Source organism: Inquilinus limosus DSM 16000 (assembly GCF_000423185.1).
GTDB classification, from domain to species: domain Bacteria; phylum Pseudomonadota; class Alphaproteobacteria; order DSM-16000; family Inquilinaceae; genus Inquilinus; species Inquilinus limosus.
On record NZ_AUHM01000014.1, the window covers coordinates 1 to 15,879 of the forward strand.

Genomic DNA, 15,879 nt, shown 5'->3' on the forward strand with positions numbered 1-15,879 from the left:
CAGGCCGCGCTCAGCCGCTGCCCGGTTTCGGCAGCCAGGGAGCGCGGTCGAGCCGTTTGCCGGTCTCGATGTCATACCAGCCCTGGACCGGGATCTTGTCGCTCTCGTCGAGATGCCAGTAGCGGCCGGCATCCGGTCCGTCCTCGGGCCACCAGGGCACGGGGGGCTTGTCGCCGTCCTTGGCCGCCTTCTTCCGCCGTCCGAACCAGTCGGCGCCGGAATACTCCGGGTCCAGCCAGGCCGGGTCGGGGCGGATGCGCAGGTCGCGGCAGAGCTGGAAGACGATCGCCTCCAGCGCATGCTCGGAGAGGGAGAGGTCGGCGTCGATCGCCGGGTCGTCGACCAGCCGCTTCCACATCGCGGCGATCTGCGCCTCGCAGGTCTCGGCATCGAGGTCGCGGTTGGCGGCGACCGAGCAGGCGACGGCGCGGGCCACCCGGTGGCGGCGCGTCTCCTTCGCCGCGGCGCTGTCGCGGGCATGGACGGCGACCATCTCCGCCATCTCCTGGCGCTTCTTGGCGAGGTGGAGCTTGAGCGCCAGGACGTGGCGGACGCCGCGGCCGGCACGCTCGAAAACCAGCCCGAACTCCTTGGCCTTGGCGGCGTCATCGGCCTCGACGGCGGCCATCGTGGCCCGGTGCATCGCCTCCGCCTGCTGCATCGCCATCTCCGCCAGCCGGTCGAGCATGCGCGCCGCCCGCTCCGCCTCGGCCGGGTCGAGGCCCGGGGCGGCTGGCTGGGGAGTGGGGACGGAGTGCGGCGTGTTCATGGAACATATCATGAACGAGGTACGCGGAGTTAAGCAATGAACATTGTGTTAACCAGGGCGAAGGCACGTCGGCTCGAGCTCGTGTGCGCTTTAGGAGGGCGGCGGGGCGAGTGCTCTGCCGGGGGATGCTGACCGTCGCCTTTGGGCGGAAAGCGGAACTCCTGCGAAGATCCTGGTCAGCACGCTATCTTACGGAATGACTGAAAAGATTCTCAGAGAGATCGTGAATCCAACAGGAACCGAAAAGGTTCTGATCGTGCAGCGCTCCGACGACAGATTCACCTACAAGCGCCAATTCCATGATGGAAGCGGCTGGAGTCTTCCGACCATCGATGCCGGCATCTACGACTCTCCCGACACGGCTGAGACCGAGGCGAGACAACGGATTGGGTGGTTGAGGGCGCTATTCCACTGATGGCTGCAAGGGTCGAATCCAGCCCACAGCGTCCCTTTCGATAAGGGCGGCGCGAGGCCGCCCGCCGCGGCAGCGCCGAATAACCCATGCGGCCAAGGCGGGCTTTCCGCCTTCGCCGGCTATGCCGGCGGAACGCCGGGCGCAACCTTGTTCAGCCGGACGGCTGCGGCGGCGGCCAGCAGGCCGAGGAAGGAGGCCAGCAGCATCAGCGCCATCAGGAGCGCAGGCGACGGCTCGCCGGACAGGGCGAGGCCCGTCAGCGTCGTCATCAGCGCGCCGCCCAGGACGGTCAGCGCGCCGGTGATGCCGGCCGCGCTTCCCGCCAGCCGCGGGCGCACCGACATCGCCCCGGCATTGCTGTTCGGCATCGTCATGCCGTTGCCCAGCCCGACGAAGATGGTGCATCCGAAATACAGAGCCGGCGCCAGATGGCCCGTGGCGATGACCGCGAGGCCGAGCAGAAGGCCCAGGCAGGCAGGCCAGCATCCGGCCGATCAGCATGACCGTCGTCGGCGGATGCCGGCCGGCAAGGCGGCTGGCCAGCCAGCTGCCGGCCATGAAGCCCGCGGTGATGCTGCCGACGAACACCCCCAGCTCCGCCGTGCCGATCCCGAACACCGTGGCGACAAGGGGCGCCCCGGCCAGGAATACGTAGAAGGCGCCGGTCGAGAAGGCCGTGCACAGCGCGTAGCACCAGAACGCCGGCTCCCGCAGCAGCGCGGTCAGGCGCCTGCCGTCATGTCCCGCGCCGGCCGAGGGCCGGTTGGTTTCGCCCAGATCCGCCCATGCCAGGCCCAAAAGCCCCACCCCGGCCGCGGCATAGAGCAGGAAGACCATGCGCCAGCCGAAGGCGGCGTCCAGAACGCTGCCCAGCATCGGTCCCAGCATCGGGGCCAGTGCCATCGCCATGCCGATGCGGCCCAAGAGCCGCGCGGCCTCGGCCTCCCCGGCCGTGTCGCGAACGATCGCGAGGGACAGGACGTAGCCCGACACCACCGCCGCCTGCAGCATCCGGAACGCCAGCAGCATCCACACGGTCCCGGCCGTCGCGCAGCCGAGCGACGCGAGCGTGAAGACCGCGAGCGCCGCGAGCAGCACCGGACGCCGGCCGATCCGGTCGGACAGCGGACCTACTGCGAGCTGGACCGCGGCCGTGACGGCGAGATACCCGCCGAGGGCAAGGCTGACCAAGGCATAGTCGGCATCGAGATCCCGCGCGATGTTGGCCAGCGACGGCACGATCATGTTCAGCGTCACCGTCGAGGTGGCGGTCATCAGGATCAGCGTCGCCAGGGCCGGGGGGCCGCTTGCCTTGCGCATCGGTTCAGAATCCCTGAAAACAAAAAGCCCCCGAACGATGGTTCGGGGGCGCATGGCGAACGGATATGGCTTCCGCTACCGGGCCATGCACCTTTCACCTACGACTGCGAAATTCGATTGAAGCATCTGCTGTCTCCTGCGCAATGAACATATTATCAGATCGGCGCGCTGCGCAAGTTCTGTTCTGGCTTCCGCTATGGGCTCGTACCGGCTACTGACCCTCCCGGCAGCGACACCTCCTGTGGGTCGAAGCCGGTCCGCTGCGGGGTGGCCGCTGACTGGTTTCGACGCAAAGCGGCCAATACCGGAAAGGACATTCAGTACCAAGGAGCCCTAGGAGGCTCCGGTCTTAGTCCTAACACGAGCGGCTTCCGATACATGGATCCAAGGCAGGGTTATGCTGGCGGATATAGCTCGTATAATAATCCTGGCGGCCAGGCCGTTAATATCGGAACAGGAAGAACAATTGGCAAATCTGATCCTTCATGTTCACATTCTCGCCAAATGAGGAGTGACGATGACCACTCCTGAACCACAGGTATCAATCCTGGATAGGTTGTTGGATCTCGAATTGAGCGCCATTACTTTTATTAGAGACTATCTACAATTGCATTTTGATGGACCATATCTTAATCTATATACTTTGCCGATAGTTATAGATTCGGAAGAACGGACATGCGACAGTACATCGTTAAAATATCGCAATGCTTTGTGTAATCAAATTGGTAAAAGAGTAGTGTCTACTGAAATCAACAAACAACAGAAGATGTCAATTGGCTTCGAAGATGGTGTTTTTTTCGTTGTATCGTTACGAGAAGAAGATCGTGTCGGCGAGGAGGCGGTGATGTTTCAGGATGGGACAGGAGAACTTTGGGACGTCTGGTGGCCACCCATTCATGAACTGCCCCCGCGGACTGTCGACTCCTTCTCGGGCCACGCGGACGGCGGCGGGTCGGGAGCATCTCCGGATCGGATCCTACGGTCGTCGATCGGCAGCATCCGGCCACGGCCGCACGGTCGTTGCGGCAGAACGCCATGTGGATGGTCCTGGCAGAACAGGGGCCGGGCGTATCGCCGCCTGCGGCCCCTACCCAGCCGCACCGGCGACCGACCGACCCGCGCCGAGCCGGCGATCGCTGCCGCCGCCGGCAGCCCCGATGCCCGATAAGCCCCTTATCGCGCGTGCCGTGATTGCATTCGGCACTGGGACCGGATGCCCGCCATCGTTTGGAGCGGCCATTCAGCGGCCTTAGTTGAAACTTCCGCTTTCCACCCTTCGGAGATGGGCGGGGGCCTGCGGCTCTTTCGACCATGAACGTACCGGCACCGCCCGGTGAGGGTCAGGCCGTCTTCCGGCCGTCCTCGAACCAGACCAGGGCCAGGCACAGCGCGGCTGCGCCGGCGGCGATCGTGCGCGCCCAGTTCCAGGCATCCCACGGCCCGAAATAGCGGGCCCGCGCCGCCGTCAGATCGGCTGCGCCATCCAGCGGAACCGTCGCCAGCCATTGGTTCAGCGGCACATTCGCCAGGAAGGTGAGGGCGAAGCCAGCGGTTCCGTAGAGGACCACCGCCGCGGCCAGCCAGACCTCCGACCGGCCGAAGCGGGCGCGGGCCAGCCGCAGCGCCAGCAGCGCCGCCGGGAAGGCGAGGGCGCCGAAGAAGGCGAAGGCGAAGACCGGGTTCCGGACGGTCGCGTTGATCGCCTGCATGGCGGCGATCGCGGCGCGATCGTCGAGCTGGGCCAGCCCGTACAGCACGGAACAGCCGTAGGCGTAGAAGAACCCGGCCGCCAACGCGACCGCGAGGGTCGACAGCGCCAGGAGGCCACGGTCGAGAAGCCGAAACGATGGCATGCTGATCTCCCGGATCTGTACCGTACCGATCGGTACTGATATGCTGCAGCGAATGAGGCCGAAGGGTCAAGAGGTACGGATCGGTGTCACGACAGACCGAGGAGCGGCGGCGGGCGGTGCTGGATGCCGCCCTGGCGGTGCTGGAGCGCCAGGGCTATGCCGGCACCAGCATGCTCGACATCGCCCGCGCGGCCCGGGCGTCGAAGGAAACGCTCTACGCCTGGTTCGGCGACAAGAAGGGGCTGTTCACGGCGTTGGTCGCGGACAATGCCGCGGCCCTGAACGCCATGGTCGACGCCATGCTCGCCGACCCGGAGGAGGCGCCGATCCGCGGCGTGCTGTCGGATTTCGGTTCGGCGCTGCTCGGCCTGCTGCTGGGACCGCGGGCGGTGGCGATCAACCGCGCCGCGGCGGCGGAGGCGGCGCAGGACAGCGAGTTCGGGCGCCTCCTCGTCGCCTCCGGCCGCGGGGCGACAGGCGGCCGGGTGGTGGCCCTGCTGCGGGACCGGGCCGCCCGCGGCGAAATCGAGATCGCCGATCCGGAGGACGCCTTCTCGGTCTTTCTCGGCCTGCTGCTGCGCGACCTGCAGATCCAGGTGCTGGTCGGGGCTGCGTCAGCGCCGGACGACAAGGCCCTGCGGCAGCGGGCGGAAGCGGCGGCGGATCTTTTCCTGCGGCTCTACGGGGCGGGGCGCGGCTGAGCCGTCACGCCCCGATCGGCACCTTGGTCTCGTACTTCACCCGCGACAGGTTGAAGCTGGTGCGGAAGCGCCGGATGTTGTGCTCGTTCGCCAGCACGCGCCGGCAGAACAGGTTGTAGGCCTCCATGTCGCGGCAGGTGACGACCAGGAGGTAATCGATCTCGCCGGAGACGAAATAGCATTGCTGCACCTCCGGCTCTGCCGCGATCTTGCGCTCGAAGGCGGCCAGCACGTCCTCGCGCTGGCGGTCCAGCTCGACCCCGACGAAGGCGACGATGGTCTGGCCGACCTTCTCCGGGTCCACCAGGGCCACGTCGCGCACCACCACCCCTTCCTGGCGCAGCCGCCGCACCCGTTTCAGGCAGGCCGGCGGCGACAGGCCGACGCGCTCGGCCAGGGCCAGGTTGGTGACCTGGTTGTCCTCCTGCAGCGCGTCGAGGATGCGGCGGTCGATGGCGTCGAGCTGGGCCGGGGCAGGGCGGGGGCGGTCGGGACTTTTCATGGATTTCCTCGAGGTGGCGCCGGCACATTCCACGACGGAAATTCCGGTCCTGCAAATCGAAATCCGTTTCCGCCGATTTCGTCCTAGCCTCGACGAACGTCGAACAGGAGGCGGACATGGACTCACCGGATCTGTCGAACCGCATCGAGGTGCACGACCGCGAGGCGCTGGCGGCGGCGCGCGCCGTGCTGGACGCCTGCGCGGATGCCGCGGCGATGGGGGAGGCGGTCAAGGCCGCCGTCGGGCGCAACGCGGCCTGGCGCGGCGAGGAGTGCATCAACCTCTTGGCGCCCGAGGCGCCGACCAGCCCGGGCGTGCGGGCGCTGCTGGCGGCGGAGATCGGCACCCGCGCGGCGGAGGGCCATATCGGCCGGGTCAACCGCTGGTTCGCCGGCACCCGCCATATCGACGAGGTCGAGGCGCTGTGCGTCGAGCTGCTGAAGCGGCATTTCCGCTGCAGCTACGCCGACCACCGGCTCTGCGCCTCGATGATCGGCAACGCCGTGGTCTACACCGCGCTGACCGCGCCGGGCGACGTGGTGATGACGGCGGCGCAGCCGGTCGGCGGCCATTCCTCGAACCGGGCCGACGGGCCGGCCGGCGCCATGGGCCGCACCATCGTCGACATCCCGATGGATCCCGAGGAGCTGGTGGTCGACATCGACCTGTTCCGCCGGGCGGCGCCGCTGGCCCGGCCCAAGCTGGTGGCGCTGGGCCTATCGATGACGCTGTTCCCGCAGCCGGTGGCGGCGATGCGCGAGGTGATCGCGGAGTGGGGCGGCCGCTTCTTCTTCGACGCGGCGCATCAGCTGGGCCTGATCGGCGGCGGCCAGTTCCAGGATCCGCTGAAGGAGGGGGCGGACATCATCACCGGCTCGGCCGGCAAGACCTTCGCCGGGCCGCAATCCGGCATCCTCTTGTGGGACGACCCGACCATCACCGAGGCGGTGACCACCGCGGTCTTCCCGGTCTGGGCCGCGACGCACCAGGTCAACCGTGTGGCGGCGCTGGCCCTGGCGACGGCCGAGGCGATCGCCTTCGGCGCGGCGCTGCAGGCGCAGATCGTCGCCAATGCCCGGGCCCTGGCGCGGGCGCTGCAGGAGCGGGGCGTGCCGATGCTCGGCGCGCACAAGGGCTTCACCACCACGCATCAGGCGATCGCCGACGCCCGGAACTTCGGCCGCGGCCTGGCGGCGGCGCAGACGCTGGAGCGCGCCAACCTGATCGTGAACAAGAACCTGCTGCCGGCCGACCGCAAGGAAGACTGGGACTATCCCGGCGGGCTGCGCATCGGCACCATCGAGGTCACCCGCTTCGGCATGCGCGAGCGCGAGATGGAGGCGATCGCCGAGCTGATCGCCCGTGTCCTGGTGCGCGGCGAGGCGCCTGAATCCGTCCGGCCGGATGCGGTGGCGCTGCGCCGGAGCTTCCCGACGCTGTACTACTGCTTCGAGAACGGCCTCCCGCCGGCGTGAGGGAGCGCGGCGTCGCTCCGGGCGCTATTGCGTCTCCGGGGCCAGGGCCGCCTCGATCCGCTGCCGGGCGGTGCCGCTGAGCCGGCGGATGCCGAACCGGCGGGCGATCTCGACCGCCGGGTCCTCGGCAACGCCGGCCCGGGCCGCGGCCCGGATCTCGGCCAGCGCGATCTCCTCGATCTGGCGGATGTCCTCGGCCGAGGCCGGCGGACGGAACCCCTGCCAGCGCGCCGGTGCCTCCCGGTCGGGCCACACGAACAGCCCCGCCGCGCCGTCCGGCGCCGCGTGGTGCCGCTGCGCGACCACGGCCATCACCCGTTCGCGGATCAGCCGCCCGGCGCGCTGGAACCCGTGCGCCCGGGCGATCCGCTGCACCAGCAGAGTCTCCGAGATCGGCGCCTCGCCGGCGAGCACGTGCTCGACCAGCGCAGAGAGCGTCTCGTCATAGCCCGGCTCATGGAACGCGGCGGGATCGATCCTCTCCTGATGCGGCGTGAAGTCGGTCGCCCGGTAGGGGGGCGATTCGGCCGCCGTCGCGTCGGCCTGGATCTGCCGGGCGAGCTGGATCGGCGCCGTGCTCGCGATCGTGTCGGTCTCCCCGGCGCCGTTGCCGGCCGCGGCATGGTGAAGAGTGGGCGGTTCCGCGATCGTCCCGTCCGGAATCGGATCGAGCGCCGGGATCGCGTCCGCCGCAGGGGCCGGATCGACGATGATCGGCGCCGACGGGACGGGGGCTGCCTTCTCCGCCTCGATCCTGGCGCGCGACTCCGCCAGCGCCGCCTCCAGCGCGCGGTGCAGCCGGTCGGCAGATCCGGCCTTGTCGATCCACCAATCGGTGGACCAGATGCGGATCAGGGTCCAGCCGAGCCCCTGCAGGATGGCGGCACGCACCTTGTCGCGGTCGCGGGCGGTGGCGGCGCTGTGATAGGCGGCGCCGTCGCACTCGATCCCGGCCAGATAGTCGCCCGGCCGGTCGGGATGGACGATGCCGAGATCGATGCGGAAGCGGGAGACGCCGATCTGCGGCACCACGGTCCAGCCGCGCCGCGTCAGCTCTCGCGCCACCGCCTGCTCGAACGGCGATTCGTGGCCGCCGACCGATCCTTGCACGGCCTCGGCCATCGCGGCCGGCCCGCGCTCGGCAAACTCGATGAAATGCTTCAGGTCGCGCACGGCCCGGGCGCTGGTCCGGTTGAGGTCGATCATGCCCGGATCGAAGGAGGTGAAGACCACCATCTCCCGCCGGGCGCGCGTCACCGCCACGTTCAGCCGCCGCCAGCCACCCTCCTTGTTGAGCGCGCCGAAGGACATCGACATGATCTTGCCCCCCGGCTCGGTCGGGCCGAAGCCGATGCCGAGCATGATCACGTCGCGCTCATCGCCCTGCACCGTCTCCAGATTCTTCACCACCACAGGCTCGGTGCGGTCCTCGCCGAAATGCGCCTCGATCTCGGGATGCTGCCGGCGTGCCTTGTCGAGCAGGTCCTCGACCAGCCGCTGCTGGTCGGCGTTGAGCGTGATGATGCCCAGCGTCAGGCCGGCGGCGATGAAGGCGGGGTCGGTCAGGCGGCGCACGGTCTCGTCGACCATCGCCTGCGCCTCGATCGGGTTGGTCCGCCCCTTGCCGCGGGCGTAGACGCCGTCGACCCGCCGCCATTCCACGGCGCTGGCGCGCGTGACCGGCGCGGGGAAGGTGACCAGGCCGCCCTCGTAGTAGCGGTGGTTGGAGAAGGCGATCAGGCTTTCGTGCCGGCTGCGGTAGTGCCAGGACAGGCTGTGCATCGGCACGCCGGTGGCGAGGCACTCGTCGAGGATGCTCTCCATGTCCTCCTCGGTGTCCGCATCGCTGTCGGTCGCCGTGGCGGAACGGTTGAAGAAGCTGGTCGGCGGCATCTGCCGCGGGTCGCCGGCGATCACCACCTGTGCTCCGCGGGCGATGGCCCCGACCGCATCCCAGGGGGCGATCTGGGAGGCTTCGTCGAAGATCACCAGATCGAACAGCGCCTGGTCCGGCGGCAGGTATTGCGCGATCGACAGCGGGCTCATGAGCATGCAGGGGGCCAGGCGGGTGAAGCTCTCGCCCATCTCCGCCGCCAGCTGACGGATCGGCTTGTGCCGGCGCTGCAGCTGCAGCTGGTGCTTCAGAACCGCGTAGCCGTCGCCCCGGCCGACGCTCTCCTTCGCGGGAATCAGGCCGCAGATCCTGGCGCGGATGTAGCGGGTGGCGAGTTCCGACAGCCGGGCATCGAGCCGGCGGAACGCCTCGATATTGTCCATATGGACCGAGGAGACGAAGCGCGACAGCAGCGGTTCGGCGTCGATCCGCCGGCTGGCGAACCAGCGGGCATATCCCGTCTCGAACGCATCGGAGGCTTCGCCCGGACGGATCGTTTCGGACTCCAGCGCCGTGACCAGCGGGCCGAGCTCCGCCAGCATCGCCTCGTCACGCACCCGGCGCCAGTCGGTCCAGGCCTTCAGTCGGGGTGCCCGGGCGACGACGGCGAGGGCACGGTTGCGGGTCTCGGCAAAGTCGCGGGAAGCGGCGGGCGGCTCCGCCAACGCATCGAATCGCGAGGACGCCGCCTCGAAGGCCGCGGCGGCATCCTCGAGGCGGGTCTTGCCGCGGGCGATCGCACTGTCCGGCGCCAGCAGGTCGTTGGCGTCGACCACGAGGGTCGATACCGCCCCGCGCAGCGCGACTAGATGGTCGGGGCCGGTCGCCGCGGCCGTCACCGCGGTCCGCAGCTCTTCGGCCAACGTCAAAGTGTCCGCGATGGCCTTGGTATCCGACGCCACCCCTGCCCAGCCGGGCAAGCCCGCCAGGCGAAGGGACAGGCCATCCAGCTCCGACAGCGCGGCGGCCATGGCCTCGAGACGCGGCAGATCGGCCGCGACGTCGACAGGCGCTGCGACGCCGGCCTGCTGCGCCAGGTCGCGGGCGACCCGCCTCCGGGCGAAGGTGGCGAGAAGCCAGACCTTCTCCCCGGCGGCCTGCCAGCGCGCCCGCAGCGCCGAAAGATCGATCCGGCGCACCGCTTCGGGCGCGTAGCGGGCGGACAGCGCGGCCTCCTCGTGCCGATAGCGTTCGACCAGCCCGATCGCGGTGCGGGCCGCGGCGATCCGCTCGGCGGCGTCGGGCGCGAAGGCGAAGCGGAAATCGCGGCTATGGACTGCCAGCCCGAGCCCGACCAGCCGGCGCAGCCGCGCCATGCCGGCGGGATCGTCGGCGGCGAGCGGCAGTCGCGTCGCCGCCAGCACCTCGTCGCGCGCGGCCAGCATCGTATCGAGCGCCGGCGGCAACGCCTGCGCGGCCTCGACGATCGCCTCCTGCCAGCTGTTCGACCAGTCGGCATGGGCGATGCCGTCGAGCGCGCCGGACAGATCGTGGACTTCGGCCCAGGCCAATCCCAGGCGCCGCGCGATGTCGCGCAGCCGGGCGAGATCGGCCTCGCGATGGTCGCTTCCGGGCGCGAAGGCGAAGCGCGGGCTCGTCTCCGTCCAGTCCCGCACAACCCGGCCGATCGCGCTGTGGACCGTCAGGCCATTGGCGGCGCGGCGATGCAGCAGGGCGACGACGTCGTTCAAGGCGTCGCGCAGGCGCTTCGCTTCCGCGGCCTCGCGCGCCCATTCCTCCGCATTCATGGTCTCGCGTGTGGTCCAGGCGCGGTCGAGCTGCTTCAGGACCTCGGTCTTGGTCGCCTTGGCCGAATGCAGCTCCAGGCAGAACTCGCCCAGCCCCCTTTCGGCGAGGCGGCGCTGCACGACGTCGAGGGCCGCCATCTTCTCCGCCACGAACAGCACCCGTCGTCCCAGCGCCAGGTTATGGGCGATCATGTTGGCGATGGTCTGCGACTTGCCGGTGCCGGGCGGGCCGTCCAGCACGAAGTCATGGCCTCTCGCCGATGCCACCACGGCGGCGATCTGCGAGCTGTCGGCCGGCAGCGGCGTGAACAGCTCGGCCGGATCGACCGACTGGTCCAGCTGCTCGGGCCGCGGGAATTCGCCCCGCTTCGGGAAGCCCGACCCGTCCCGCTCGATCAGGTGGCGGACGATCGGGCTCTGCTTCAGCTGGTCGGCGCGGTCGACCAGATCCTTCCACATCAGATATTTGGCGAAGGAGAAGGTGCCGAGCACCAGCTCCTCCGTCACCTCGAAGCCCGGCAGGTCGCGCACCGCCCGGCGGACCGTGGTCCAGACGGCGGCAACGTCGACGCCGCGCTCGTCGGCCGGCAAGGGCCCCTCGAGGGCGGGAATGGTCAGCTCGAAATCCTGGCGGAGCAGCTCGAGCAGCGTGAGGTTGAAGCGCGGCTCGTCCTCGTGCTGGGTCATGACCACGCCGGACCGGGCGCTCTTCCGCTCCAGCCGGATCGGCAGCAGGATCAGCGGCGCCCGGAAGCTGCGCGGGTCGGAGGCGGATTTCTTCCATTTCAGGAAGCCGAGCGCGAGGAACAGCGTGTTGGCGCCGCCCTCGGCCATGTCGGTCCGGGCCTTGCGGTAGAGGTCGATCAGCGCGCTGTCCAGCGTCTCCTTGTCGGCGAGCGACAGCACCTCGCCGCGCTCCAGCGCGGCCCGGGCAAGCTCCTCGCGCAGGTTTTCGTTCGTCCGGGCCTCGAACAGCTTCTCGTCGCGCCCGCCAGCGGTCAGGTCAGGCATGGGGACGATGCGGACCTTCTGTCCCATCGCCAGGCGGTCCTCCAACCCGCCCGGATCGGGGCAGAGCAGCCGGACCACCTTGCCGCCGTCGGGCAGATGCAGCAGGCGGTTGCTGGTGGTCAGGTTCAGCAGCTTGCGCTGCCACAACGCGACGCGGTCCGCCGCCGTCACCGGCTCTGCCGCCGTCTCGACATCAAAGCCCGGCAGGGCCGGCGGCGCCTCGAGCGCCTCGGCGACCGGCGGCGCATCGGCGGACCCGTCTTCCGCCGGCCTGGATCCGACGAGGCTGAGCGGCCGGATCTTCTGCATGCGCGCGCGGCGCACGTCGACCGCCATCTCGAACGGGGCGAGGGCATCCTCCGCCAGTTGCCGCACCGCGGTGCGCTCCGCCTGGCTGAAGCTCGGCGTCGGGATCTGCGTGACCAGCGTCGTCTCGAAGACGAGGAGATCCTTCAGGTCGATCCGGCGGCGCAGGGCGGCCGCCTCGTCCGTGATCAGCGCCGAGAACTCGACCGGCTGCAGCCAGACGCCGGCGAAGGCATGGCCGCGGGTGACGATGATCAGGGGATTGAGCCCGGCTTGCTCCAGCGCCGCGGCGAACAGCAGCGCGGTGTCGAGACAGGTCGCGACCTGGCCCTCCAGAATCGCGCCGGGCGTTCGCACTTTCTGTCCCTGCTGTTCGAAGCTGGCGGGCGGCAGCGCATAGGCGATCCGGAAGCCCGCGACCGCCGACCAGATCGCGGAGGCCAGCTCCCAGACCCGTTCCCGCGACTTCGCCTCATAGCCGTCCATGCCGGAGGGACGGCCGGCACGGCGCAGCACATCCGACGCGGCCTTGAGGACGCGATCGACCGCAGGGTCGTTCGGCATCACGAAGACGGGCAGCAGCTCCGCCATCGTGCCCGCCCCGCCCCATTCGCTGCGGGCCAGCAGCTCGATCGGATGCGTGGCTTCGGCCAGCACCTCGTCGCCGGCGGTCAGACGGAAGGTGACGGTGCCCCGGATGCTCTCCGTCAGGTCGTTCAAGAGACCGGCGTTCAGCGCGACGTCGCGGTCCGTAACGTGCAGGACGCCATCGGACGCCAAGCGGTCGATCCGCCACGTCTTGGGCGTGAGGAAGGCCGGATCCGCGGTCAGCGTCAGCGTCGCGCCGTCCACCGGCGCCTCCGCATGGCCGGCGATCTCCAGCTCGCGCAGAACCGGGACGGCATTCTGATGCGACGCGAAGCCGATCTTGCCGGCGACGACGGTCTTGATCTCGAAGGTCACGGATACGTCCCCTTCACATCCGATCTTCTAAATCGTCTCTTCCAGTATTCCCCGCCGAGGGCGGAGGTTCTCATGAATGCGTGGTGTCAATCGGGCGGGATCGCGCGCGAATGGCGGGATGGTCTCAAAAAGTCACGCATCGGAGAGTGCCGGTTTCGTCCGCGCACCGTCAACGCTTCCGTCCCCATCGGCGCCGGGAGGCGTCAGTCGCGGCCGCGCCGCGCCCGCGGATGGGCGTCGGCGTAGACGGCCATCAGCCGGTCGGTGTCGACGTCGGTGTAGCGCTGCGTGGTCGACAGGGCGGCGTGACCCAGCAGCTCCTGGATCGTGCGCAGGTCGCCGCCGCCGGCCAGGAGATGGGTGGCGAAGCTGTGCCGGAGGGCGTGCGGCGTCGCCGAATCTGGCAGGCCCAGCACGGCCCGCAACTGGCGCATTTGCCGCTCGGCCACGCCGGGATTCAGCGGGCCGCCGCGGGCGCCCAGGAACAGCGGCCCGTCGGCGGCGAGCGGGTGGGGGCAGGCGGCGATATAGGCGTCGACCGCCTCGCGCACCGCCGGCAGCACCGGCACTATGCGCTGCTTGCGACCCTTGCCGGTGACCGCCAGCGTGTCGCCCTTCGGCGCCTCGCGCCGGGTCAGCCCCAGCGCCTCGCCCAGGCGCAGGCCGCAGCCATAGAGCAGGAAGAGGAGGGCGCGGTCGCGCAGCCCGATCCATTCCTCGTTGCTCAAGGTCTCCACGGTGTCGACCGCGGCGAGGGCGTCGGGCACGGCCAGCGGCCGGGGCAGGCGCTTCGGCAGCTTGGGGTTGCGCAGCGAGCCGATGGCCGCGTTGTGCAGCACCCCGGCGCGGTCGAGATGGGTCAGGAAGTTGCGCAGGCCGGACAGGCCGCGGGCCCGGGTCGCCGCGCCGGCCCCGCCCGTGGCCCGGCGCGACTGGTAGGCGCGCAGGTCGGACAGGGCGGCGGCGGAGAGGTCGTTCAGGCTGGGCGGGCGGCCGAGATGCTCGGCCAGGAAGCCGACGAAGCGGGCGACATCGCCGAGATAGGCGCGCAGCGTGTGCGGCGACACCCGCTTCTCATCCTCCAGCCACACCCGCCAGCGGCCGGCCGCGTCGCGCAGATCCGCCGCCGCCGGCCAGCCGGCCATGGAGTCGGGGTCAGAGGGCATGGACGGTTGCCGATGCGCACAGACGAGTCCCCCCTCCCCCCGCGGGAGGGGGGTAGGGGGAGGGGGCTCGCGCCGTCGAGCTGACGGATGTCCGGAAAGAGAGGATTAAGGAGTCTTTGGTCGGCGGCTCCGATAGCGGAACCGAGTCTGCCCTCGACACCCCCCTCCCCCTACCCCCCTCCCGCGAGGGGAGGGGGGACAAGGAAGAGCGAACCGCTTCGGCGGAAAGGCGACCGAGGAAAGAAGCTTCCTGTCGCAAGAGGACCGACCCGCCCATCGGGCCTGGGCCCTAGCCGTCCTGGCCGGGGATGGTCAGCCAGGAGCGGATGCAGCGCTCCAGCACCCGGCCGAGGAAGCCGACCAGCTCGGTCCGCATGCCGGGGTGGAACATCTCCGGGTCGCGGCTGCCGAGGGCCAGGACGCAGGGCGGCGTCTCGGGCGAGACGTTCAGCCGGACCAGCGCCTGGCTGCGCACCAGCCCGGCCCCGGCGCCGAACAGTGCCTCGTCGCCGGCGATGTCCGATTCGAGCAGCAGCTCCTGCCCGCCCAGGCGGCGGCCGACCTCACCGGGCCCGACGATGCGGACCTCGGCGCTGTGCGGCGGCGATTCCTCGCCATCCGCCGCCTCGACCAGCAGCGTCACCACGTCGAGGTCGAGCAGCACGGCGAGGTCGGTCGACACCGTGTGGATCAGCTGCTCGAAGCTCTCGGCGTCGAGCAGGAACAGGATCGCGGCATGCACCCGGTTCTGGGTGTTGTGGTTGGCGCGGCTGGCGCTGATGAAGGCGCGTTGCTGGTCCTTCAGCCGGTCGACCTGGCCGCGCAGCCTCTCGGCCTGGTAGCCCTGCAGGTCGATCACCCCTTCGCCGCGGTCGCGCGGCGGCAGGGCCAGCCGGCCCAGCAGGTCCGGGTGCTGGACCAGGAAGTCCGGATGGGCCAGCAGCCAGGCCGAGACGTCCGCCGCGGTGATCGCGGGAGCGTCCGGCCGCTTCACTTCCTGTGCCAACGGGCCGCCCTCACGCCGCCGACTTCTGCTGCTTCAGGGCCGCGAGCTCGTTGTCGTCGAGGATGCTCTGGCCGGTCTTCTGCCAGTCGGCCACGAAGGCGGACAGGCCCTTGTCGGTCAGCGGGTGGCTGAACAGGGCGCGCAGAGCGGCCGGCGGCATGGTGCCGACATGGGCGCCCAGCTTGGCGGCCTGGATGACGTGCTGCGGCCCGCGGATCGAGGCCACCAGCACCTCGGTCTTGATCGCCGGGTACTGGCGGTAGATCTCGACGATGTCGGCGATCAGCTGCATGCCGTTCTCGCCGATGTCGTCGAGCCGGCCGACGAAGGGCGAGATGAAGCTCGCACCGGCCTTCGCCGCCAGGATCGCCTGGCCGGCCGAGAAGCACAGCGTGACGTTGACCATGGTGCCGGCGTCCGCCAAGGTGCGGCAGACCTTGAGGCCGGCCGGCGTCAGCGGCACCTTGACCGCGATGTTCTTCGCGATCTTCGCCAGCTTGCGGCCTTCGGCCAGCATGGTCTCGAAGTCGGTGGCGGCGACCTCGGCCGAGACCGGGCCCGGCACCACTTCGCAGATCTGGGGAATCAGATCGAGAAAGCGCGCCCCGGACTTGGCGACGAGCGAGGGGTTCGTCGTCACGCCGTCGACCAGGCCGGTGGCGGCGAGATCGCGGATTTCGGAGATGTCGGCGGTATCGATGAAGAACTTCATGGGCTTCGTTCCAATGGCCGGGGATCGTTTCGGGCCGA

The 15,879-nt window shown here is 69.7% G+C and carries 10 protein-coding genes; 2 read left to right on the forward strand and 8 right to left on the reverse strand.

Annotation, left to right across the window (positions count from 1 at the left end; all coding sequences use genetic code 11):
- Positions 1-10: 10 nt before the first annotated feature.
- From G537_RS0114365 to G537_RS0114390, 3 genes are all read right to left on the reverse strand, one after another.
- On the reverse strand, positions 11-769 hold the full coding sequence (locus G537_RS0114365; RefSeq protein WP_155888617.1) for a hypothetical protein: 759 nt from the start codon (positions 767-769) through the stop codon (positions 11-13).
- Between the two features lie 403 nt (positions 770-1,172).
- The gene (locus G537_RS38010; RefSeq protein WP_211230386.1) at positions 1,173-2,504 is read right to left on the reverse strand and encodes an MFS transporter; all 1,332 of its coding nucleotides are present in this window, start codon (positions 2,502-2,504) and stop codon (positions 1,173-1,175) included.
- Positions 2,505-3,844: 1,340 nt separating this feature from the next.
- Entirely contained in the window at positions 3,845-4,357 is a 513-nt protein-coding gene (locus G537_RS0114390; protein WP_026870713.1) for an anthrone oxygenase family protein, read from the reverse strand.
- A gap of 83 nt (positions 4,358-4,440) precedes the next feature.
- Here G537_RS0114390 and G537_RS0114395 point away from each other — a divergent pair, with 83 nt between their 5' ends.
- Positions 4,441-5,058, forward strand: a complete 618-nt coding sequence (locus G537_RS0114395; protein WP_026870714.1) for a TetR/AcrR family transcriptional regulator — start codon at positions 4,441-4,443, stop codon at positions 5,056-5,058.
- Between the two features lie 4 nt (positions 5,059-5,062).
- On the opposite strand, the gene G537_RS0114400 is transcribed toward G537_RS0114395, so the two are convergent.
- The gene (locus G537_RS0114400; RefSeq protein WP_026870715.1) at positions 5,063-5,560 is read right to left on the reverse strand and encodes an Lrp/AsnC family transcriptional regulator; all 498 of its coding nucleotides are present in this window, start codon (positions 5,558-5,560) and stop codon (positions 5,063-5,065) included.
- Positions 5,561-5,676: 116 nt separating this feature from the next.
- Here G537_RS0114400 and G537_RS0114405 point away from each other — a divergent pair, with 116 nt between their 5' ends.
- Positions 5,677-7,035, forward strand: coding sequence for an aminotransferase class I/II-fold pyridoxal phosphate-dependent enzyme (locus G537_RS0114405; RefSeq protein WP_026870716.1), 1,359 nt, complete (start codon positions 5,677-5,679; stop codon positions 7,033-7,035).
- 24 nt (positions 7,036-7,059) lie between these two features.
- On the opposite strand, the gene G537_RS0114410 is transcribed toward G537_RS0114405, so the two are convergent.
- The 4 genes from G537_RS0114410 to fsa all read right to left on the reverse strand — a co-directional run bounded on the left by G537_RS0114410 (position 7,060) and on the right by fsa (position 15,841).
- Complete coding sequence (locus G537_RS0114410) at positions 7,060-12,957, reverse strand: DUF3320 domain-containing protein (RefSeq protein WP_026870717.1); 5,898 nt, start codon at positions 12,955-12,957, stop codon at positions 7,060-7,062.
- A 203-nt stretch (positions 12,958-13,160) separates the two neighbouring features.
- Complete coding sequence (locus tag G537_RS0114415) at positions 13,161-14,123, reverse strand: tyrosine recombinase XerC (protein ID WP_026870718.1); 963 nt, start codon at positions 14,121-14,123, stop codon at positions 13,161-13,163.
- A 289-nt stretch (positions 14,124-14,412) separates the two neighbouring features.
- Entirely contained in the window at positions 14,413-15,129 is a 717-nt protein-coding gene (locus G537_RS38015; protein ID WP_034851751.1) for a DUF484 family protein, read from the reverse strand.
- Positions 15,130-15,139: 10 nt separating this feature from the next.
- Entirely contained in the window at positions 15,140-15,841 is a 702-nt protein-coding gene (gene fsa, locus G537_RS0114425; protein WP_026870719.1) for a fructose-6-phosphate aldolase, read from the reverse strand.
- Positions 15,842-15,879: the final 38 nt, after the last annotated feature.

What these genes read in the sequence shown, in the direction of transcription:
- G537_RS0114365 (WP_155888617.1), bottom strand. Translation starts at nt 769, where the DNA reads ATGAACACGCCGCACTCCGTCCCCACTCCCCAGCCAGCCGCCCCGGGC.
- G537_RS38010 (WP_211230386.1), bottom strand. Translation starts at nt 2,504, where the DNA reads ATGCGCAAGGCAAGCGGCCCCCCGGCCCTGGCGACGCTGATCCTGATG.
- G537_RS0114390 (WP_026870713.1), bottom strand. Translation starts at nt 4,357, where the DNA reads ATGCCATCGTTTCGGCTTCTCGACCGTGGCCTCCTGGCGCTGTCGACC.
- G537_RS0114400 (WP_026870715.1), bottom strand. Translation starts at nt 5,560, where the DNA reads ATGAAAAGTCCCGACCGCCCCCGCCCTGCCCCGGCCCAGCTCGACGCC.
- G537_RS0114405 (WP_026870716.1), top strand. Translation starts at nt 5,677, where the DNA reads ATGGACTCACCGGATCTGTCGAACCGCATCGAGGTGCACGACCGCGAG.
- G537_RS0114415 (WP_026870718.1), bottom strand. Translation starts at nt 14,123, where the DNA reads ATGCCCTCTGACCCCGACTCCATGGCCGGCTGGCCGGCGGCGGCGGAT.
- fsa (WP_026870719.1), bottom strand. Translation starts at nt 15,841, where the DNA reads ATGAAGTTCTTCATCGATACCGCCGACATCTCCGAAATCCGCGATCTC.